21 protein-coding genes and 2 other annotated features are annotated in these 19257 nt (G+C 45.4%); of the genes, 3 read left to right on the plus strand and 18 right to left on the minus strand.

Translation table 11 applies throughout. The annotated features are described in order from the left end of the window. Positions 1 to 84: 84 nt before the first annotated feature. The gene (locus tag OKX56_RS11225; protein WP_019226574.1) at positions 85 to 960 is read right to left on the minus strand and encodes a branched-chain amino acid ABC transporter permease; all 876 of its coding nucleotides are present in this window, start codon (positions 958 to 960) and stop codon (positions 85 to 87) included. Between the two features lie 34 nt (positions 961 to 994). Beyond that, positions 995 to 2185 carry an ABC transporter substrate-binding protein gene (locus OKX56_RS11230; RefSeq protein WP_019226573.1) on the minus strand — a complete coding sequence of 397 codons (1191 nt, stop codon included), beginning with the start codon at positions 2183 to 2185 and terminating at the stop codon, positions 995 to 997. 239 nt (positions 2186 to 2424) lie between these two features. Next, positions 2425 to 2688 (minus strand) — a binding site (T-box leader). Positions 2689 to 2957: 269 nt separating this feature from the next. On the opposite strand from OKX56_RS11230, the gene rpsT reads away from it, so the two are divergent. Beyond that, entirely contained in the window at positions 2958 to 3230 is a 273-nt protein-coding gene (gene rpsT, locus OKX56_RS11235; RefSeq protein ID WP_019226572.1) for a 30S ribosomal protein S20, read from the plus strand. A 124-nt stretch (positions 3231 to 3354) separates the two neighbouring features. Here the strand turns inward: rpsT and holA are convergent, their stop codons facing one another. The 6 genes from holA to OKX56_RS11265 form a co-directional block, all read right to left on the minus strand. Continuing rightward, complete coding sequence (gene holA, locus OKX56_RS11240; protein ID WP_019226571.1) at positions 3355 to 4419, minus strand: DNA polymerase III subunit delta; 1065 nt, start codon at positions 4417 to 4419, stop codon at positions 3355 to 3357. 36 nt (positions 4420 to 4455) lie between these two features. After that, positions 4456 to 5316, minus strand: a complete 861-nt coding sequence (locus tag OKX56_RS11245) for a methyl-accepting chemotaxis protein (protein WP_019226570.1) — start codon at positions 5314 to 5316, stop codon at positions 4456 to 4458. A gap of 288 nt (positions 5317 to 5604) precedes the next feature. After that, positions 5605 to 6123, minus strand: coding sequence for a peptidylprolyl isomerase (locus tag OKX56_RS11250; RefSeq protein ID WP_019226569.1), 519 nt, complete (start codon positions 6121 to 6123; stop codon positions 5605 to 5607). Between the two features lie 86 nt (positions 6124 to 6209). Further along, complete coding sequence (locus OKX56_RS11255; RefSeq protein WP_019226568.1) at positions 6210 to 8060, minus strand: ComEC/Rec2 family competence protein; 1851 nt, start codon at positions 8058 to 8060, stop codon at positions 6210 to 6212. Positions 8061 to 8132: 72 nt separating this feature from the next. Then, positions 8133 to 8759 carry a DUF4131 domain-containing protein gene (locus OKX56_RS11260; protein WP_019226567.1) on the minus strand — a complete coding sequence of 209 codons (627 nt, stop codon included), beginning with the start codon at positions 8757 to 8759 and terminating at the stop codon, positions 8133 to 8135. A 168-nt stretch (positions 8760 to 8927) separates the two neighbouring features. After that, positions 8928 to 9500 carry a helix-hairpin-helix domain-containing protein gene (locus tag OKX56_RS11265; protein WP_019226566.1) on the minus strand — a complete coding sequence of 191 codons (573 nt, stop codon included), beginning with the start codon at positions 9498 to 9500 and terminating at the stop codon, positions 8928 to 8930. A gap of 200 nt (positions 9501 to 9700) precedes the next feature. Here OKX56_RS11265 and OKX56_RS11270 point away from each other — a divergent pair, with 200 nt between their 5' ends. Continuing rightward, the gene (locus OKX56_RS11270) at positions 9701 to 9997 is read left to right on the plus strand and encodes a hypothetical protein (protein ID WP_025205217.1); all 297 of its coding nucleotides are present in this window, start codon (positions 9701 to 9703) and stop codon (positions 9995 to 9997) included. Positions 9998 to 10230: 233 nt separating this feature from the next. Further along, the gene (locus OKX56_RS11275) at positions 10231 to 10950 is read left to right on the plus strand and encodes a type II toxin-antitoxin system Phd/YefM family antitoxin (RefSeq protein WP_019226564.1); all 720 of its coding nucleotides are present in this window, start codon (positions 10231 to 10233) and stop codon (positions 10948 to 10950) included. Between the two features lie 6 nt (positions 10951 to 10956). On the opposite strand, the gene leuS is transcribed toward OKX56_RS11275, so the two are convergent. From leuS to rplU, 10 genes are all read right to left on the minus strand, one after another. Next, positions 10957 to 13449 (minus strand): leucine--tRNA ligase, encoded by a 2493-nt coding sequence (leuS, locus tag OKX56_RS11280; protein WP_019226563.1) that lies wholly within the window; start codon positions 13447 to 13449, stop codon positions 10957 to 10959. Between the two features lie 119 nt (positions 13450 to 13568). Continuing rightward, positions 13569 to 13763 (minus strand) — a binding site (T-box leader). 28 nt (positions 13764 to 13791) lie between these two features. Then, on the minus strand, positions 13792 to 14139 hold the full coding sequence (gene rsfS / locus OKX56_RS11285; protein ID WP_019226562.1) for a ribosome silencing factor: 348 nt from the start codon (positions 14137 to 14139) through the stop codon (positions 13792 to 13794). Positions 14140 to 14142: 3 nt separating this feature from the next. Further along, positions 14143 to 14727: a bis(5'-nucleosyl)-tetraphosphatase (symmetrical) YqeK gene (gene yqeK / locus OKX56_RS11290; RefSeq protein WP_019226561.1), complete on the minus strand. Its 585-nt coding sequence runs from the start codon at positions 14725 to 14727 to the stop codon at positions 14143 to 14145. Between the two features lie 203 nt (positions 14728 to 14930). After that, positions 14931 to 15185: an RNA recognition motif domain-containing protein gene (locus tag OKX56_RS11295; protein WP_019226560.1), complete on the minus strand. Its 255-nt coding sequence runs from the start codon at positions 15183 to 15185 to the stop codon at positions 14931 to 14933. 81 nt (positions 15186 to 15266) lie between these two features. Then, entirely contained in the window at positions 15267 to 15908 is a 642-nt protein-coding gene (nadD, locus tag OKX56_RS11300; protein ID WP_019226559.1) for a nicotinate-nucleotide adenylyltransferase, read from the minus strand. Between the two features lie 141 nt (positions 15909 to 16049). Next, positions 16050 to 16340: a ribosome assembly RNA-binding protein YhbY gene (gene yhbY / locus OKX56_RS11305; RefSeq protein WP_019226558.1), complete on the minus strand. Its 291-nt coding sequence runs from the start codon at positions 16338 to 16340 to the stop codon at positions 16050 to 16052. A 1-nt stretch (position 16341) separates the two neighbouring features. After that, positions 16342 to 17619, minus strand: coding sequence for a GTPase ObgE (gene obgE / locus OKX56_RS11310; RefSeq protein WP_019226557.1), 1278 nt, complete (start codon positions 17617 to 17619; stop codon positions 16342 to 16344). Positions 17620 to 17717: 98 nt separating this feature from the next. After that, complete coding sequence (locus OKX56_RS11315) at positions 17718 to 18230, minus strand: Spo0B domain-containing protein (protein ID WP_019226556.1); 513 nt, start codon at positions 18228 to 18230, stop codon at positions 17718 to 17720. Between the two features lie 76 nt (positions 18231 to 18306). Then, on the minus strand, positions 18307 to 18582 hold the full coding sequence (gene rpmA, locus OKX56_RS11320) for a 50S ribosomal protein L27 (protein WP_015044630.1): 276 nt from the start codon (positions 18580 to 18582) through the stop codon (positions 18307 to 18309). Positions 18583 to 18633: 51 nt separating this feature from the next. Then, positions 18634 to 18945, minus strand: coding sequence for a 50S ribosomal protein L21 (rplU, locus tag OKX56_RS11325; RefSeq protein WP_019226555.1), 312 nt, complete (start codon positions 18943 to 18945; stop codon positions 18634 to 18636). Between the last annotated feature and the right edge of the window lie 312 nt (positions 18946 to 19257).

Here is a 19257-nt window from a genome sequence, read left to right on the forward strand (position 1 = left end):
AAAGATACGCTCCTTACCATATGACGCTGTAAATCTTACTCAAAAGAAATCAAATCTATACCAAAAGGAAACCCTGTTTTAAGATTAAATTTTACGCTCGCTGATTGCACCCAGGATCCCTTCCGGCCTGATTAAAAGGACTGCAAGAAGAATCACAATAGAGATCGCATCATTCAACCCGGAGGAAATCAGTCCTGAACTGTAGGCTTCCAAAAGCCCCAGGATTAATCCCCCCAGAACAGCTCCGGATATACTGCCCAATCCGCCAATTGTTGCCGCGATAAAACCTTTGACGCCTAACATAAAACCCATATCATACGTGACCATCGTCACCGGTCCAATGCAGATTCCTGCGGCGGTAGCCAAAGCCCCTGAAAAAACAAATGCGGCTAGGGAAATCGTACTCAGATTGATCCCCTGCAGCTGGGCTCCGATGGGACTGAGGACGGAAGCTTTAACTGCTTTTCCCCAGTACGTCCGTCCAAAAAAAGTGTTGACACAGATCAGTGTTGCCGCTGCCAGCAAAAATACCCAGATACTCTGAGGATTGAGTGCCGCCCCGCCTGCCATGATTGGTCCACTAGCCGTAAAGGAGGGCAGAGAGTAGGTATCCGTTCCCCAGATCAGAAGGGCCAGTCCCCTTAAGGATATCGAAATACCAATTGTAATGATCAGCATCGTCAGGCTGCTGGCTCCCCTGGCTTTGTTGACCGTCAGCCTTTCGAGTACCCCCGCCAACAAGGCGACAATAATGATGGCAAGAAGGGAGGCCGCTATTAGCGGCATCCCCATCGATTTGAAACTAACCGTCAAAAGTGCCCCGATAACCAGGAATTCCCCAAGGGCTAGATTTAATATGCCTGTTACTTTATAGGTAATGACCAGGATAAGGGCAATAATAGAATAAATACTTCCAAGCGTAAGCCCGCTGAATAATAGCTGCAGTAGTTGTTCTCCCATCAGGTTTCACTCCGTTACTGTAATTTTGCCCTCGTTACTGTAATATTTTCCATTTGCCGTCTTCGATCTGCACCAAAACGGCGGAATCTTCGCTTAAGCCATTATGATCCTGTTCGGACATATTAAATACCCCGGATACACCGACAAGTCCCTGCGTTTTTTCCAGTTCATTCCGAATGACGCTGCGATCCGGACCAGCTTTTTCGATCGCCTTGACCAGGAGACTTAAAGCATCTGCCGCATAACCGCCGAATGAATTGGGCGCGGTATTGTATTTGTTTTGGTAATCATTGATATAACTTGTAAGCACTGCTTTCTGCGGATCAGAATCCGCAATCTGATCGGTCACTGGAAGCTTGCCGATTGGAAGGATCACTCCGTCAGCGGCGTCCTGGGCAAGTTCAATAAATTTCTGATTGCCGACGCCATGGCTGTGAATGAGCGGAATCGTCAGTCCAAGATCCTTATAGTTCTTCGTCAGGATGGAGGCCGAAGGCGGAATCGCCCATACGACGACTGCCTGAGCCCCGCTGCTCTTAACATTCGTTAATTGCGGTGTCATATCATTGTCTGTCGCATCAAATTTTTCTTCGGCGACGATGGTGATCCCATTTTGGGGAGCTGCTGCGCTGATGGCTTTCTTGCCATTGTCGCCATAAGCATTGTTCATATACATAAAGGCAATCTTCGTCATGTTATTCTTCTTGAGATATTCAATGATTTTATTGATCATGACGATATCGCTCTGGGCTGTTTTAAATACCCATTGTCTTTCAGCCGCCGGCTCAACTATGCTGCTGGCTGCTGCCAGAGAAATCATCGGAATTTGCGCGTCCTGGACAGTTTTCATGATGGCCATCGAGGTCCCGCTGGAGCTGCCGCCCAAAACTGCAAGGACGCCTTTTTCTATTAGCTTATTTGCAGCAAGTACAGCCTCCATCTCATCACTTTTATTATCCTCAATGATCAGTTCAATCGGATGGCCTTGAATACCGCCTTCGGCATTGATTTTGTCCACCATCATTAGCAGCGTATCGCGTTCAGGTGTGCCCAAAGAAGAGGAAGTCCCGCTGATATCGAGAACCGCACCCACTTTGTAAGGTTCTGCTGTCTCACTGCCTGCCTTACTGCTTTTCCCGGAGCTGCACCCCCCCAATATCAGGCTGACCGCCAATAATAAAGCTACTACCATACTCCCTGTGAAACCTTTGAACTTTCTTTTCATCATCCTTCACTCCTACATTCATATTTTTCTGATACACCAGAAAATAACAAGCCACAGCCTTCGCCGGGACGAAAGCTGTGGCCTTCCGCGGTACCACCCCAGTTAGCTGGATCACTCCAACCCTCTCTTAAGAGTACGAATAAAGAAATCTTTCCCTACTGAAACTTAGTGTGGTCCGTGGCCATCCGTGGCCTTGCTAGCCGCTCCTTGCAGCCAATTAAAAAAGCACTTCTCATCCCTGAAGGGACGAAAGTGCTTCGCGGTACCACCCTATTTGGGTCTAAGCAGACCCCACTTTTCAATAGGTACAGGACTTTATTCTTCCTTATACCCCCTCCCTTTTAACGGCGGGAGCCTCCGTCCAGACCTACTTACCCAAAGGTTTCAGTCCGGAAGTTCAGGGGTGAACCTTCAACGATCAATGCGATAGAAACGCTTTCAGTCTAAGACGTTTCCTCCCTGGAAAGCTCATACCGTTTACTTTACCCCATCATTACTTTTATACAATAATGGTGTTGATTTGAATCTATATTATCACAGGGCTTTGAGATTCGTCAATTAGAAATATCATTAGAAATATATTTGTTCTGTATCACTATAGTAAAAGTAAAAATATATTTCAGGATGGTATAAGATTTAGGATTGACATGGCAATAGTAAAGGCAAGGTATTCTTTTTTTAGAATTTAGTTGCATAGTCTTGCTAAAATATGATAAAATAACTTTTGTCTAAAAAACGTGCGGTAGTTAGATGTTTCGAAGGGGGTGACTGTATGCCAAATATTAAATCAGCAATTAAGAGGGTCCAACTAAGCAAATTACAGAATGCCAAGAATACTGCTGCCAGATCTTCCTTACGAACCGCTATTCGTCGTTTTGAGGAAGTTGTAAACAATAATCCTGAAAATGCTGTTGAAGCTCTGCAAAAAGCTTCCCGTGCACTTGATAAAGCTGCTGCCAAAGGTTTGATCCACAAAAACAAAGCAGCTCGCAAAAAATCCAGAATGGCCAAAAAATTTCAGGCTTTGAATAATAAAGCCAGCTAACAACGCTGCACTAGTCCCTCCATGGACGTCGCAGCATCCGTGAAGGCTATTTAAACGCTTCACGCTCCATAGACATTGAAGAGGATATCTCAGAACCCTGAGGCATCCTCTTTTTATAATTACGTTATTTCTTACATAATCGTATAACCATTATTTCCAGCAGCAGCTGAGGGCTCCCTCCGCTGCTCTTTAACGCCAGTTCAGTCTGAAGACAATCTTCCATGGCTTCAGCCAATCTGTTGGCTGAAAAAGAGTCCGCTTGCTGAAAAAGCTTATTCCCTTCAAAGAACGTCCTGATCCCTGCAGTGTCCATAAAATCATTGACTGTGCCCCTGCGGGCCCGCCAAATGCTCGCTACCAGCAACAGCCGGATATGGCGGACGATCATAGTATGCACCTTGAGGTAATGTTCCTGACTGAGCACTTCACAAAGCCTGGTCAGGGCATCTTTGGTATTCTCTGCCGCGATGGCATCCAGCATCGCAAAGACCGTCGTCTCGATCATCGGCAGACATATCTTCCGGATATCTTCAATTTCTATGTTTTGTTTTTCTCCAGTATATAAAGCTAATTTGGCCAGTTCCTGACTGAGTACCCCCGTCTGATGGCCAGCCCATTCCAGAAGAAACAAAGCGGCGGGAACACTCAGGTTCTTTCCGTTTTGAAGCGCTTCTTTTTGCAACCAGGCCGTCCATTCCGACTGGCCCTTCGGAAATGCAAATTCCACTGCTTTTCCATTTTTATTAATTTCCTTAAACAGTTTTCTGCCTCTGTTCACTTTTTCCGATATCAGGACCAGGCAGGTGGACGGATTGGGGTTCAGACAGTATTCCAGCAGGATATCCGGGTCGCTGCCTCTCCCTGAATCGGATCGTTCTGTTTCTTCGGCGCTGTTTTCCGATTCGGAAGTGCCTTTGCTCCTGCCCGTACTGAAATATGGAAGATCATCAACAACCACGAGTTTTCCGGAAAAAAAGGCTGTCATATTGGCAGCCTGGATCATTTCTTCCCGGGTTTGTTCTTTTCCGTTAAGAAGTTCTGTATTGCTGCCGGAAGGATCATCCAGCAAATAATAGTTTTTTAGCAGTTTTAAAGCCTCGGTTAGAGAATAGCGGTCCTCGCCGTACCAGAGATAAACGGAGGGGATATCGCGGTTCTTTATATCCAGTTTGATGATATCTAATGTCATATCCTATTTTCTCCTTGAAGTTAAGAAGAAACTCTCTTACTTGCCACCCAATGTGATTTTTGATAATTCAACCAGGTTTTGTGAATTTTCACTTACTTCCTCAATTGCAGCGGTGATTTCCTGAGTCGCTGCGGCCTGATTTTCAGCAATACCGCCAATTTGGTTGATTTCCATAATAATGCCTTCAATAGATTCTCTCATCTGGGTAAGTATTTCGGTAACCATTTTAGCTGAGTCGTTACTTTGGGCAGCAAGTTTGCGCATTTCTTCTGCAACCACTGCAAAGCCGCGACCTTGTTCACCGGCGCGAGCCGCTTCAATTGCAGCATTCAAACCCAGCAGGTTGGAATGTGAGGATATATCCGAAATAGCGCTAATGACCTTATTAATTTCTTTAATTTTCACGGCGGATTCATTTGCGGATTTTACCACATTGCTGATTTTGAAAGAAAGCCCTTGTGATCCTGAGGCAACTTCCTGCAATCCAGCGTTTGCTTGCTGAAGCGTTGCTGCTAAACCTTGAGAAATTTCTTCAACTCTACCCTCTTTTTCTAGGCTTTTACCGATTCCGACACAGCCGATGATTTCTCCATCGGGTGCTTTAATTGGGTATGTGAATGACGCAAACGGAATACCGTATCTCTCTTTGGACATAATATCCGATCTGGTTTTACCTGTTCTCATCGCTTCAACAAGGTGAGCGTGATCACTAACCTTAAAACTTTGATCCACCTTCGTATGAAGTTTATAGCCGGAGTAATGACAGAGCGCGTCCGTCCTATTTGTTATCAGCACCATGATGTCTTCCTGCATTATTTCTTTTAAATCGGCTAATACCATCACGTAGGCTTCCAAGATTTCTTCATAGCTTTTTACATGATTTTCTGCAAAATCCATTAAAATATCTTCCTCTCTCTTCCCAAAATGACCTATTTAGTAATTATTTTGAATTATCTCTACTATAACGCAGAACAAATAACTTTTCAACCAAAGATCATTGGGATCTTACAACAAAAAAAGTCCCCCTCAACGGATGAAGGGGAAAGAAAGAGGAGGAGAAAAGAGATGTTCATTTGGTATTATTTCCATGCACTTCCTCTTTTTATTCATGTTCTTTGATATTTTTTGTATTTCCGTATAAAATTAGTCTTTACTGGACTAATTTGATGTTTCAGACCAAAATATTTAGACGGTTTCTGGTTCAGCGTAATCTACACCTTTGGTGTCGACGGTTACGCTTTTCATTACCTGTTCCTGATTGGGCCTGTCCTGATAGTTACTTTCGACAGAAACAATATGATCAACAGATTCCATGCCTTCGATCACCTTGCCAAAAGCTGCATATTGACCGTCAAGATGAGGTGCATCATTAACCATGACAAAAAACTGAGAACCGGCTGAATCTTCCATTCTGGAGCGGGCCATAGACAGGACTCCACGGCTATGTTTCAGATCATTCTTGAAGCCGTTACCGGAGAATTCCCCTTTAATACTGTAGCCTGGATTGCCCATTCCCGAACCCTGCGGGCATCCTCCCTGAATCATAAAACCAGGAATGACTCTGTGAAAAATCAGACCGTTATAGAAGCCCTTTTTAATTAATGAAATAAAATTATTGACAGTATTTGGGGCTATTTCAGGATAAAGCTCGGCCTTAATGACATCCCCGTTGGCCATTTCAATTGTTACAATCGGTTTTTCCATGATCGATAACTCCTTTTCAACGTGTGAATTATTCGTTCAGTTGTTGATTATAGCATAAATTTGGATAAAAAAGAAATTTGCAGCTGTCACCTGCCTGTCGTTATCTGACAGCCCTTTTTATTGATCATCAATTGTATTGTCCCGTCCATATCTGTCCGATATATAGGTACACCTCTTTCTTCCCAGTAGTTGATAACCTCCCGGGAAGGATGACCAAAGCTGTTTTTGCCTACAGAAACAAACACCGCCCGGGGATTGGTACTGTCAAACCAAGCTGTATCCAGAGAGCCTTTTCCGCCATGATGTGGAACTTTTATAAAATTCGAATTCCAGTCAGTTCCTCTGTCTGAGATGGATTCCATTTCTTCTGCTTCCATATCTCCCGTCAATAGGATTTTCTTTCCCAGATATTCCATCTGTATCACCAGAGAATTATTATTCGAATCAGCGCCGGTGTTGTTCATTTCTTCGACCGGGGCCATAATCTCAATCTGCAAACCGGAAGAAAAATGGATATAATCCCCTGCCTTGAGCGTTACAAACTTTTCTTCGTTCCGGTAGTATTCCGCTGGAATTCCCGACTGCCATTCTTCATTTGTTATTCTATCACCCGCTTCGGGTACTGCGACTTTTGCCACAGGCAAATTGGCCAGCAGATATTGCGCCCCTCCCAAATGATCAGCATCCTCGTGCGTGATAAAAAGAAAATCCAGTTGACCTATCCTTTTTTCCATCAAATAAGGAAGCACAATTTTTTCCGCTGCATTGTAGTTCTCCCTACGGGGACCGGTATCGACAAGCAGGTTCTCTCGGGCTGTCTGAATTAGGATACAGTCCCCCTGGCCCACATCAATAAACGAAATTTCCAGGGCATTGCCGGCCGACCAGGGGTGCCAGAGCAGCAGCATCATAAGCAAAGCAAAGACATGTCTAAATTTGATAAAACTTAACAGTTTCGCAGGAATTAGTTGTTTGGCAGAATCTAGGAACTTTGCAGACCACAGATTAGAATATCCCATATGGTGTGGCTTATTTTCGTTCTTTCCAAGTTTGAGCGTGTCAACCATTCTGTACAGGTAGGGCAGAAATTGTAATCTCTTCGCTGTCGTTCTGAGTCTTCTGACCTGTACGTTCGAAATGAATTGTATTCTTTCTGTACCGAATAGCATCGCTGCCAAAAATCCATACCAGGCTATCCAAAAGGCCAGGCCGGGGTTTAATACCCAGAAATAGGCCCAAGGGAAAGATGCAATCAGCGTCAATATACGGTCAGAGATCTCAAGCAGCCATACTGCAGCTTGAAAAAAAACGGATGGGATACCCGGAACAAAAATCAGTACCGTTCCAATAAGCCCGATCTGCAGAACTGCGCCGAGCATAAAAAGGATAAATATATTGGTGACCAGCCCAGCCAGAGACAGTTTGTGAAAAACATTCATCATAATGGGTATCACGGCAATCTGAGCCCCAAATGATACTGCTGCAGGCAGTCTCAGTAATTCAGGCAGCCTGCCGAACCAGGCATTTTTCATCAACTGGGGTGATAGAACCAGCATTCCCCAAGTAGCAGCAAAGGAAAGCTGAAAACCTATATCACGCAAAAATAAAGGATTCCATAAATAAAGAATCAACGCAGCAAAGAGAAGCCATCTAAGCGGCGACATCTTTCCACTGCCTAAGCGGCCGATTAAGACTGAGGTTCCTAAAATGGTTGCCCGTAAGATAGGCGGATTACCGTTGCATAAGACTGCATAACACAAGATAACTCCAATCGTTGCGACAATCCTGGCTTTCCGGGGCAGGCCAAACAGAAACAGCCATGCCAGGGCCATCACAAAGGCCACATTAGATCCCGAAGCCGCAAAAACATGCATGACTCCTGCGGCCTTGTACATCTCCAGTGTTTTCGCAGATATCCCGCTGGAATCCCCAAACAAAATTCCTTCAAGAATACCGGCTTGCTCCGGCCAGGACGCGGTCAGAATATCATGTACATGCTGACGTATCCTTCAGGTAAAACCCGGAACACCTTCCTCCAGTACATCAGCTTCCCCGAAGGCTGTAATCGTACCGCTTAAGCCTCTTACGGCATAATAAAGCGGAAGGTCAAATTCGCCCTCTGTTCCCGGAGGTTTGGGATGTTCCAGTCTGGCTGTGACCAAGATGGTGTCTCCGGGCTTAACTCGATCCCATCCCTTCATATATACCCCATCTTTTTCGGGATAAACACGAAAATTGTATTTTTCCCCCAAGCGTTCTTCCGTTCCGGGATAGACATCTTCCAGGATGAAAATACCCTGGCCGGTCTTATCATTAATCCGCCAATCCGATAATCTGCCCTGTATCTCAATTCTTTCTATAAGCAGCGGAGAAGCGATATTGTTCTCTGCCGGCATCCCATACAAAAAACCTGTTAAAAGCCCGCAGGCCAGCAGTACCGCTTCAGGTTTGGAAGCCCTACCAAAAAAATCGAGCGGTTTCCATATAACCACAATTCCTATAGCTAAAAGCAAGCAAATGGCCAATATGAATATTCTTACTTCTTTTTCACTTTGAACGGCCAGCAATCCACCTGTCAGCACAGCTATAGCCTGACTGACCAGTTTATCTTTCATGACGCTTTCATGCCCCTTCATGACCTTTTTCTCATTTTGGTATGCAAACACCCTATGCTCAGTCCGAGAGCTACAGTTCCGCTATGAGCGGAATAGGATAACGCAGCGCAGCTATTTGCGGATTGTGCCATTCATGGCATGCGGATATTGTGGCCCGCAGACTTGCCTCAAACATACTGCTTTATCACGTTACGAACCGACAGAGATATACTTCTCCATTTTCTCATAGGTCTTTGAACCGATCCCCGAAACATTTTGAATCTCTTCCGGTGCGGAGAACCACCCGTTTTCCGTACGATAATCAATAATTCGCTGGGCTAAGGCCGGACCGATCCCCGGAATAGTATCCAGTTCATTAATACCTGCGGTATTGATATTGACCTTTGTCGATAATCCACCTGTTGTACCCGGCTGAGCTGCGCTGTTTTCGGTCTTTCCGGTTAATTGACCCGTTCCGGTACTCTTTGAGGCCACAATTATTTTTTGTCCATCCTTGAGCTTTTGGGCAGGATTCAATACTTCAAGGTCAGCTTCAGCTGTCAGTTCCGCTGCCTGCAGCGCATCATCCAACCTGGCATTCAAAGAGAGGTGCAAAAGACCGGGATGCACAACTGCACCCGAAATATAAACTACAATCTCCCTGTTTTCTTCTGCCTGATTAACTTCAACCGGACTGTTTACTGGCAAAAACAGTTTCACAGCGGCCAGAACCAGTAATACACCCAAAATGCCCCACCAAAGCAGCCTCAGCTTTTTCTCCAATCGTCCATACCTCCTCTTTTTCCATTATTCTCCATTTATTTTCAAATTCCTTTGTGTGGATTACTTTTTTGCCGTTTCCAAGTTAATCAGCGCGCTTAAACTTTAAACCTGATCATGAGAATGTTCCCATTTCTATTCCAAAACATAGAATATATCAGCCGAAACTGGCAAATTTTTACAAGGAGGTGCTCTTACTCCCAATGACATTATTTAGAGGAACCCATCTGAATTATGAGCTTGTTGCTCCTTATGCAGGGAATCAGGCCACAGTAAGTCTCTTTGACGGTAAAAGCTACCACGGACAAATTGTTGAAGTCCGTCAGGACGGTATTCTGTTTCATTCCAATAACCCAGGATTTCTGTTTCTTCCGTTCCTGGCTATAGCCGCTTTAGCACTAAGTGTTCCTTTTGCTTACGGCGCAGGCCTGGCCTACGGTTCCCGTTTTGCTTATGGCCCCTACCCGTACGGGCCTTACAGGCCATACCCTTATTATTGATTCCTCATTCTGATCTTCTGAATTGCACCGCAGCATTAGGCCAGTTGAACACTTTGTTATCCCTAACGTGTTGACACCAGGCACTTCGTGTCATTGTCCGTGGCAAACCAGCCACGATTCTCTATTCGAATCGTGGCTGGTTTTAACTGTATTATTTTAATTTGACACAACTGGTAAATATGTTACAATTGTATTAGCTAATTTTTTATATTAGCTAACGCGGAGGTGCTCTAATGGAAATTACCTCAACTGAAGCCCAGAATAATTTTGGCCGCTATCTGAAGCTAGCCTGGTTTGAAGACATTATCATCACGAAAAACGGCAAAAAAACAGTAGTTGTTAGACGCTATGAGGAGCCCGGAAAAGATGTTTCAGTCGTTGCTGAAAAAGCTGAAATCTATTTCTGGGACCAAGAGAAGATCACGTATGAAGACTTTTTAATGCTTTCTGAATCAAGTGAAAACCGCTACGAGTATATTGACGGAGAGGTCTACCTTTTGGCTTCACCTACTTATGACCACCAGTGCATCATCATGGAAATATCCAATGTCCTGTACAACTATTTCAAAGGCAAGAAATGCCGTCCGTTGACTTCTCCGTTCGACGTAACCCTTTCAGTCAGTGACAATAAAAATGTTGTCCAGCCTGATATGATTGTGATTTGCGATACTGAAAATATCAATGAAAAAGGCAGGTATACCGGCGTACCTACCCTAGTTCTTGAAGTATTGTCCGATTCCACACAAAAAAAAGACCTGCTGAAAAAACTAAATTTATATCTGCAGGCCGGTATATCGGAATATTGGATTGTGAATCCCTGGCGCAAAGAAGTCTATTTATACTGCTTTGCCGAACTGGACATCAGGGAATACCGCGTTTATCAGAGCAGTGATACGATCAAGTCTCTATATTTTGAAGGCTTGTCTGTCCCTCTTGAACAGCTATTTTCTTAAACTGTCTTACCTCACAACGATATTCACCAGTTTACCCAGAACCGTGATCACTTTGATGACGGTTTTTCCTTTAAGGTGCTGTTTGACTTTTTCTGAAGACAGAATCATCTTTTCCAGTTCCTCTTTAGAAATTTCGGCTGGGACCTGAACCTTGTCGCGAACTTTTCCGTTTACCTGGAGAATAATCGTGATCTCCTCTTCGATCAGCGCCGTCTCATCTTCAATGGGCCAGGCCTGTTTATGAATGCTTTCGGTGTTTCCAAGTTCTCCCCAGAGCTCTTCGGTGATATGCGGGGCAAACGGTGCCAAGATCTTCAGCAGTGTTTCAATGCCTTCTCTGGCAACGGCCAGGTTGGCATCCTTTTCTTCTTTATACAGGTAAAGTGCGTTAACCAATTCCATAATGGAACTGATCGCGGTATTGAAATTAAATCTGCTGCCGACATCATTGGTAACCTTTCTGATGGTACTGTGTGTGGTAAAACGCATTTGTTTGGCTTTGGCATCGAGCTCCGTGAAGGATTCACGTGCAGTACTGCCATTTCCTGCAGAAGCCAAGGCAGCTTGATACTGGACAATAAGCCGCCAGACACGGTTTAAAAAGCGGTAGCAACCTTCAACACCCTGTTCGCTCCACTCCAGATCCCGTTCAGGCGGGGCAGCAAACAGAATGAACATTCTGGCCGTGTCTGCACCATATTTGCTGATGATCTCCTCAGGGCTGACGACATTTCCTTTGGATTTGGACATCTTGGAACCGTCCATGCAGACCATTCCCTGGGTAAGCAGATTTGCAAACGGCTCATCCACCTGGAGGTAGCCAAAATCTCTCAGGGCTTTAGTAAAAAAGCGTGAATAGAGCAGATGCAGGATCGCATGCTCAACACCGCCGACATACTGGTCGACGTTCATCCATTTGGCCGCGTTTTTCTCGTCAAAAGCCTTATCCGGATTCCGCGGGTCACAATACCTCAGATAGTACCACGAAGAGCACATGAAGGTGTCCATCGTATCGGTTTCTCTTCTGGCAGGGCCTCCGCACTTCGTACAAGTTGTCTGCACAAAGCTCTGGGAAGTGGTCAGCGGATTCTCACCGGCCTTGAACACGACATCATCGGGCAGCATCACCGGCAGCTGATCATCCGGCACAGGCACAACGCCGCACGTATCACAGTAAATCATCGGAATTGGCGCACCCCAATAGCGCTGACGGGAAATCAGCCAGTCCCTAAGGCGGTAATTGATTCTACGCTCACCAAGCTGCAGCTTTTCCAGTTTGGCAGCCATCTTGCCCCAGGCCGTCCGGTTATCCAGTCCGTCAAAATCAAGGGAGTTGACCATGGTCCCGTCTTCAATATAAGCTTCTTTCATCGGCATATCTTTATCTGCAGCGGAAACTTTAGGATCAAGAATGACTCTCGCAATCGGCAGACCGTACTTCCCGGCAAAGGCAAAATCTCTTTCATCATGTCCCGGGACCCCCATAACAGCCCCGGTTCCATATTCGAGAAGAACGTAATTGGCAATCCAGATCGGGATCCTTTCTCCGCTTAATGGGTTGATGCAGTAGTGTCCGATAAACATCCCTTCTTTTTCTGCTTCCGATGAGGTTCTCGCAATTTCGTTCAAACCTTTCATCTTCTCGATAAAAGTGAGCACGCCTTGTTCATACTGTGTTCCTTTGACGAGCTGTGTAACCAGCGGATGTTCGGGGGCAAGAACCACATAGCTCACGCCAAAAATCGTATCGACTCTGGTTGTGAATACAGTGATCATATCTGTGGTGCCTTCAATTTTAAAATTGGCTTCGGCCCCTTCAGAGCGGCCAATCCAGTTGCGCTGCATGGTTTTTACTTTTTCCGGCCAGCCGGTGAGCTTATCAAGGTCGTTTAAGAGCTGTTCCGAATAATCCGTAATCTTGAAAAACCATTGTTCAAGATCTTTTTTGGTAACAGGTGTGTCGCAACGCTCGCAGGCACCGTCCACGACCTGTTCGTTAGCCAACACTGTCGCGCAGGACGGGCACCAGTTTACAGCGGCTTTCTTCTTATAGACCAAACCATGTTGATAGAACTGATTAAAAATCCATTGCGTCCAGTGGTAATACTCGGGGTGGCAGGTTGCAACTTCTCTATCCCAATCGTAAGAAATACCCATTTCCTGAAGCTGTCGCTTCATGTTCGCAATATTTTTCCAGGTCCACTCTGCCGGCGGTGTCTGATGCTTGATCGCGGCGTTTTCAGCGGGAAGGCCGAAGGCATCCCAGCCAATCGGGTGCAGCACATCATAGCCCTGCATCCTTTTGAAGCGGGCAATCACATCAACGATCGAATAATTGCGGACATGTCCCATATGTAAGTTTCCAGATGGGTATGGAAACATGGCAAGTGCATAGAACTTTTCTTTACCGCTATTCTCCTCAGTTTTTCCTGCTTTGTTCTCCAGCCAGGCTTTCTGCCATTTTGACTCAATCTCGTTGAATAAATATCTTTCCTGCATAGATCCGACCTCCAAAGTTCTTTCCAACAGAACAGCCTTTAGTTGTCCTGCCTTATGTTTCAAATGTTCATTCTTCTGGTAGATATTACTAGTCCAAAAATAGATAAAAACCCCCATCCCCAAGGGACGAGAGTTTGCTCCCGCGGTACCACCCTAATTCTGTGCGCTTAAAGATTATAACGGTTCTCACCGGCATCCGTTGCTGCCCGGACACTGCTCAGGAACGAGTTCCCCGCCTGGTGAAAACGGCTCACACCAACCGCCGTCTCTCTGATCCATCCCTTTCAGGTACTGCTTTCCTTCAAAGCGTAAAAATATTAGATTGGATATCCAAATTAAAATCTAATTATATAATACGACTTCCCGGGCATCGCCCCACAGTCTTTCCAGACTATAAAACTCTCTGGTATCTGGTGTCATAATATGTATAACCAGATCACCACAGTCGATCAGCACCCACTGAGCTTCAGGAAGCCCTTCTATCCTTAAAACCGGAATCCCGACCTCGGGCAATTTTTCTGCAAGGTACTCGATAATTGCTTTGGTCTGAGTCGTGCTGTTTCCCGTGGCAATCATAAAATAATCTGCAATGACGGATATTCCCTTTAAGTCAAGGGTCAGAATATTTCCGCCTCTTTTATCGTCAATAAAGTCAACTACTTTCTGCAGCTGGTCATGACTTATTTCCAAATTCTAACCTCCTTTAGACGCTTTTCCATTTTTCAAATCTTCATACGTCAGAATTGTCAGCGGATGAATCGGTTTATTGTTCTCCTTCAGATAGTACAAGGTATGCTCCACACAAGCCAGTGTACCTGTCTTAAGGTCATGATACAACTTCTGGCGAAGCTTGTCTACACCGGGGAAATTCCTCCCGGGTTCCGTGAGATCGACACTGTAGATCAACATTTCCAGAGGGGACATCCCCGGTCTCCCCAAGGTATGATTCGCAACCGCATTCAGGACATCCTCGTTTTTTATCGCGTAAAGAATCTGCAGCATATAAGCTGCGACTCTTCCGTGAATGACCTGGGGAATTTCCATATCTTCCGGATAAAGAATAAGGTTCCATTCCCGGGCTTTTTTCAGCTGCTCCAAATAAGTGTACTCCTTAGCCAGGTCATGGGTAAGGGCAGCTAAGCCCGCATCTCCCTCTTTTACACCGAACCTCGGGGCAAGTTCCACGGCCAGAGCCTCTACCCCAAGCGTGTGCTGAAATCTTTCCAGCGAAAGTTTTTGTGAGGCTAAAGTTCTGAAATATTCCAGCCGGTCGTTCACAACGTTCAACCTCTCTTATTTTACCGCTCCTTGCCATCCATGGGCGTCATACAAGAATACGGTACAGTTTGCTGTACCGTATTCTCTCGGGTCCAGGGTCTGAGAATGTAAGATAAACCAGGATTCTTCATGCTATTTATATAGAGTCCTACGACTCATTAAAGATCAGAATTTATCTTAACAGAAACCCCCAACCAAAAACATTAGACAGTTTGGCGAGGTCTCGCTTCGTTTACTGTCAATGAACGGCCATTGAACTCACTACCGTTAAGTTCTTCTGCTAAGCGCTCGGCATCCTCTGAAGCAACTTCTACAAAGCCAAAGCCTCTTGAGCGACCGGTTTCTCTGTCGGTAATGATTCTGCTGCCGATTACATTGCCAAACCGAGCAAAGTACTCAGTCAGTTCCTCTGAAGTCGTACTCCAGGGGAGATTGCCCACGTACAGGGTTTTTGTCATGGAATTCACCTCTAAAATAATTTTGTTTATAGTATGAAACAACTATTACTATAGTATACAATCCTATCGGAAGTCAAATGTTTATTTACTGATGTAAATATTATTTTCTATGATGAAACGCCGTACTTCTTCTGGAAGCAAATAACGAATAGACTTGTTATTCCAGATCCTTTTTCTGATATCTGTCGAAGATATAGCCAGAGCGGGAATTTCCATCTCGAATATTCTGTTTTGGGCATAAGGATATCTGTCAAATAATTCTCCCAAAAAACCACCAATTTCATACCCCGGTCTTGAAGCCCCGATAATTTTGGATATTCCAATAATTCCTTCTGCTTCCCGCCAGCTCAAAATATCCCGGAGCGCATCGGAACCGGTGATAAAAAAAAGTTCCTGTTCGGGGAACAACAGATGCAAGGCTTTTAAAGTGTCATAGGTGTATGAAGGGCCTTCTCTGTCGATCTCAATTCTGGATGCGATAAAATTCTCATTGTCGCGGATAGACATTTCGACCATCGCAAAACGCAGATCCGAATTTGCAATCTGATGATGGACTTTATGCGGAGGAATGCCTGTGGGGATGAATAAGACCTTATCAAGCGCAAATTCGACCCTGGCTGTCTCCGCAGCCACCAGATGGCCGTAATGAATTGGATTAAACGTTCCTCCCATGATGCCAATCCGGCATCCGCCAGCGATTGACTCGCGAACACTCCGTTCCATTATTTATCTCCTAAATTTTTATTATTAGACAAGTCTCCGTAACACTGTCTATAACGGAGACTGATCTCAGGAGAATACTTAAGTAAAATATGCTGAGAAATATCCCGCCTGCAAATTGTCCTCATTTACCAAGAAAATATGTCAGGGCAGCTCTATTTTTGGTTTTTCGCTGGCCTTCCGATAGAGCAGGAAATTCCGCCCGATCACCTGAACCAATTCTGAATGGGTAGCTTCGGCCAGCCCGGAGGCGATATTTTTCGGGGCATCGGCACAATTCTGGAGCACCCGTCCTTTAATCAGCTCTCTTGCCTCCAACGCATCGGCGGCCTGTTTAATCATATTATCTGTAATTTCATCTTTGCCAACGATTAAAATAGGTTCCATTTCATTCCCCATAGCCCTTAAAAACCTTTTCTGTTTGCCTGTCAGCATGCTATTGTCCTCCCTCCGACCATTCCAACTCCAACTTTCCGATCGATACTTTATTGCCTTCTTTGATCCCCTGTTCCTTCAGTGCATCGTCGACTCCCATCACTTTAAGGATATTCTGGAAGCGCATGACACCGTCATCCGTATCGAGGTAGGCCATCGCCGCATGTCTTTCAATCTCTTTGCCTGTAATGATATACATGCCGTCTTCACGCGTAATGACAAATCTGTCCTCGCTTTGGACCTGAACCATGCGATGTTCATCAGGATCAGCTGAAAGTCCAATCAGCGGTACCTCAGGAAGAATTTGTATCATCTTATGCAGTAATTTATCGATTCCCTCTCCGGTTACCGCCGAAATTGGGTAGATTTCATAGGCATCCCCAAATTCCTCGCGGAGACGCCGGAGATTCTCCTCGGAACCGTTAACATCAATTTTGTTCGGAACAACCAGCATCGGCCTTTCAGCAAGAGCCGGACTGTGCAGTTTGAGTTCCTGGTTGATGATTTTAAAGTCTTCCAGCGGGTCTCTGCCCTCGGAACCCGAAATGTCCAGAATATGAAGAAGCAGTCTGGTACGCTCGATATGACGCAGAAATTCATGTCCAAGTCCTGCGCCGGAATGAGCCCCTTCGATAATTCCCGGGATATCCGCCATGACAAAACTCTCATCCTCTACCTGAACGACGCCAAGATTCGGTACCAGGGTCGTGAAATGATAGTCTGCGATTTTCGGACGGGCAGCCGATACCCTCGAGATCAGTGTGGATTTTCCGACGTTTGGGAATCCGACCAGGCCGACATCTGCCAGAAGCTTCAGTTCAAACAGAAGCCAAAGCTCTTCCCCTGGTTCTCCGCGCTCCGCCACTGTAGGAGCCTTGTTTGTATTACTCATAAAACGGGCATTTCCACGGCCGCCGCGGCCGCCTTTGGCAATGGTGACCCTTTGCCCATGCCGGGTAAGATCAGCCATAATTTCGCCTGTACCTTCATTTTTGATTATCGTTCCCGCCGGTATACGCAACACCAGGTTTTCTGCTCCTTTCCCGTGCATATCCTTGCCTTGCCCGTGTTCGCCGCGGTCTGCCTTATAATGGCGGCGATAGCGGAAATCCACCAGGGTCCGCAGGCCCTCATCCGCTTCGAGGATGATATCCCCGCCACGGCCACCGTCTCCGCCATTAGGCCCTCCCAACGGGACATACTTCTCCCTGCGGAAAGATACAGCTCCTGCTCCGCCGTCCCCAGCTTTTACATATATTTTTGCGCGATCATAAAACATTCGTTAACCCCTTCATTCGGATTTTTCTAAAGAAAACTTGGCTGGCGCCAAGCCTTTGACGTCAGCCTTAGCTGCGCTTAGACCTATCAGAAAGTAACTCATGCTTTCTGGTAGACTGGGGAATATACATTCTGCTCAAAAAGATTGTCTTCTTTATATAGTCTGAATTCGCAGGAAAATCCTCCGCCGACAACGCCGAACTGGATCTTTGCCGTTAATGTTTCAACATCCTGATCTCCCTGCACGAATAGGTCTAAACAGTCTTTAGTGTATCCAGAAAAACTCAGGGCATATTCTTCCTGCCAATGATCAAGCCAAAATTCTTCATTTTTCATTTCCGGAGGAAAATCCAACACAAATTCTGCACCTTTCAGACGCAGCTTAAAATACCATCCCAGGAGAATACCAAGCAGTGTTTTTTGGCCAATCTTGTAAATATCTTGCTGCGGCCGAATCTCCACCAAGACTTCATCAATATAAGCCAACGCTTTGTCCGGCATATTCAGCTGCAAATACCCCTTGATGACCTGAAAATAATTCAGAAAATCATGCCGAAGGATCTGGAAATTATCCAACTGCTCATAAAGGATCTTTTTATCAAGATTGACCATTTTTCTTCTCCTCACCAAAGATAATTAACAATAAAACATACCCCCGGGCTAACCCAGGGGTATGACGTGTAATCTGTTATTGGGCTTGAGTAATCCCGTTTTCCGCATGAACACTTACCTGCTTGCGGAATTTATCTTTGCGTTCGAACTTTACGTAACCATCTGTGAGCGCGAACAGCGTATCATCTTTGCCAATGCCGCAGTTTTTGCCAGGATGGAGTTTGGTTCCACGTTGGCGAACAAGAATATTTCCTGCCAAAACGTACTGTCCGTCAGAGCGTTTGACTCCGAGTCTTTGCGCATTACTGTCTCTGCCGTTTCGTGTACTTCCTACACCTTTCTTGTGGGCCATGAAGATCACCTCCTAAAAAGAACATGCTGATCGTATTCTAATTTTCAACCATTAAGCATTGATTGTTTCAATTGAAAGCTTCGTGTAAGGCTGACGATGGCCTTTTTTAACACGAACGTGTTTTTTGGGTTTATAACGGAATGCAATGACTTTGTCGCCTTTGCCCTGTTCCAGAACTTTTGCGACAACTGTCACGCCGGCAACAACTGGAGCTCCAACCGTTACATTACCATCTTTTTCAACAAGCAGTACCTGATTCAGGTCGAGAACCTGGCCGACAGCTGCATCAAGTTTTTCAACATTGACGACATCGCCTTCCTTGACTCTGTACTGTTTGCCTCCTGTTTCGATAATTACATACATTTTTCTACACCTCCCAGTCCCAGACTCGCCTGCGTAGGTCGGCCCGCTGCCGCATAAACGGCAAGAAACCAGTTCATACCTAATAAGTGCGGTTGTGGTGAGAAGCCACCACGTTCTAACATTTTAGCATTTTTCCTTATATTCGTCAATCAGTTGATCCTACAGTTCAATTCATTCGTCTCTCGCCTCAATTGACTTTGTAAATGCAACCTATACATTACTGGGTGATTGCATTTAAATCTTCAAACAGAATAGTGGCATTAAGTCTTACAATCGAAAGTCTCCTTTTTCTTCACTCCCCCATGGGGGAGT

This window comes from Dehalobacter sp., from assembly GCF_030063005.1.
In the GTDB taxonomy this organism is placed as follows: Bacteria; Bacillota; Desulfitobacteriia; order Desulfitobacteriales; family Syntrophobotulaceae; genus Dehalobacter; species Dehalobacter restrictus.

Excerpts from the sequence above, each read along its gene's own strand:
- OKX56_RS11225 (WP_019226574.1), bottom strand. The coding sequence starts at position 960 with ATGGGAGAACAACTACTGCAGCTATTATTCAGCGGGCTTACGCTTGGA.
- OKX56_RS11230 (WP_019226573.1), bottom strand. The coding sequence starts at position 2,185 with ATGAAAAGAAAGTTCAAAGGTTTCACAGGGAGTATGGTAGTAGCTTTA.
- rpsT (WP_019226572.1), top strand. The coding sequence starts at position 2,958 with ATGCCAAATATTAAATCAGCAATTAAGAGGGTCCAACTAAGCAAATTA.
- holA (WP_019226571.1), bottom strand. The coding sequence starts at position 4,419 with ATGACATTAGATATCATCAAACTGGATATAAAGAACCGCGATATCCCC.
- OKX56_RS11245 (WP_019226570.1), bottom strand. The coding sequence starts at position 5,316 with ATGGATTTTGCAGAAAATCATGTAAAAAGCTATGAAGAAATCTTGGAA.
- OKX56_RS11250 (WP_019226569.1), bottom strand. The coding sequence starts at position 6,123 with ATGGAAAAACCGATTGTAACAATTGAAATGGCCAACGGGGATGTCATT.
- OKX56_RS11260 (WP_019226567.1), bottom strand. The coding sequence starts at position 8,759 with ATGAAGGGGCATGAAAGCGTCATGAAAGATAAACTGGTCAGTCAGGCT.
- OKX56_RS11270 (WP_025205217.1), top strand. The coding sequence starts at position 9,701 with ATGACATTATTTAGAGGAACCCATCTGAATTATGAGCTTGTTGCTCCT.
- OKX56_RS11275 (WP_019226564.1), top strand. The coding sequence starts at position 10,231 with ATGGAAATTACCTCAACTGAAGCCCAGAATAATTTTGGCCGCTATCTG.
- leuS (WP_019226563.1), bottom strand. The coding sequence starts at position 13,449 with ATGCAGGAAAGATATTTATTCAACGAGATTGAGTCAAAATGGCAGAAA.
- OKX56_RS11295 (WP_019226560.1), bottom strand. The coding sequence starts at position 15,185 with ATGACAAAAACCCTGTACGTGGGCAATCTCCCCTGGAGTACGACTTCA.
- nadD (WP_019226559.1), bottom strand. The coding sequence starts at position 15,908 with ATGGAACGGAGTGTTCGCGAGTCAATCGCTGGCGGATGCCGGATTGGC.
- yhbY (WP_019226558.1), bottom strand. The coding sequence starts at position 16,340 with ATGCTGACAGGCAAACAGAAAAGGTTTTTAAGGGCTATGGGGAATGAA.
- obgE (WP_019226557.1), bottom strand. The coding sequence starts at position 17,619 with ATGTTTTATGATCGCGCAAAAATATATGTAAAAGCTGGGGACGGCGGA.
- OKX56_RS11315 (WP_019226556.1), bottom strand. The coding sequence starts at position 18,230 with ATGGTCAATCTTGATAAAAAGATCCTTTATGAGCAGTTGGATAATTTC.
- rpmA (WP_015044630.1), bottom strand. The coding sequence starts at position 18,582 with ATGGCCCACAAGAAAGGTGTAGGAAGTACACGAAACGGCAGAGACAGT.
- rplU (WP_019226555.1), bottom strand. The coding sequence starts at position 18,945 with ATGTATGTAATTATCGAAACAGGAGGCAAACAGTACAGAGTCAAGGAA.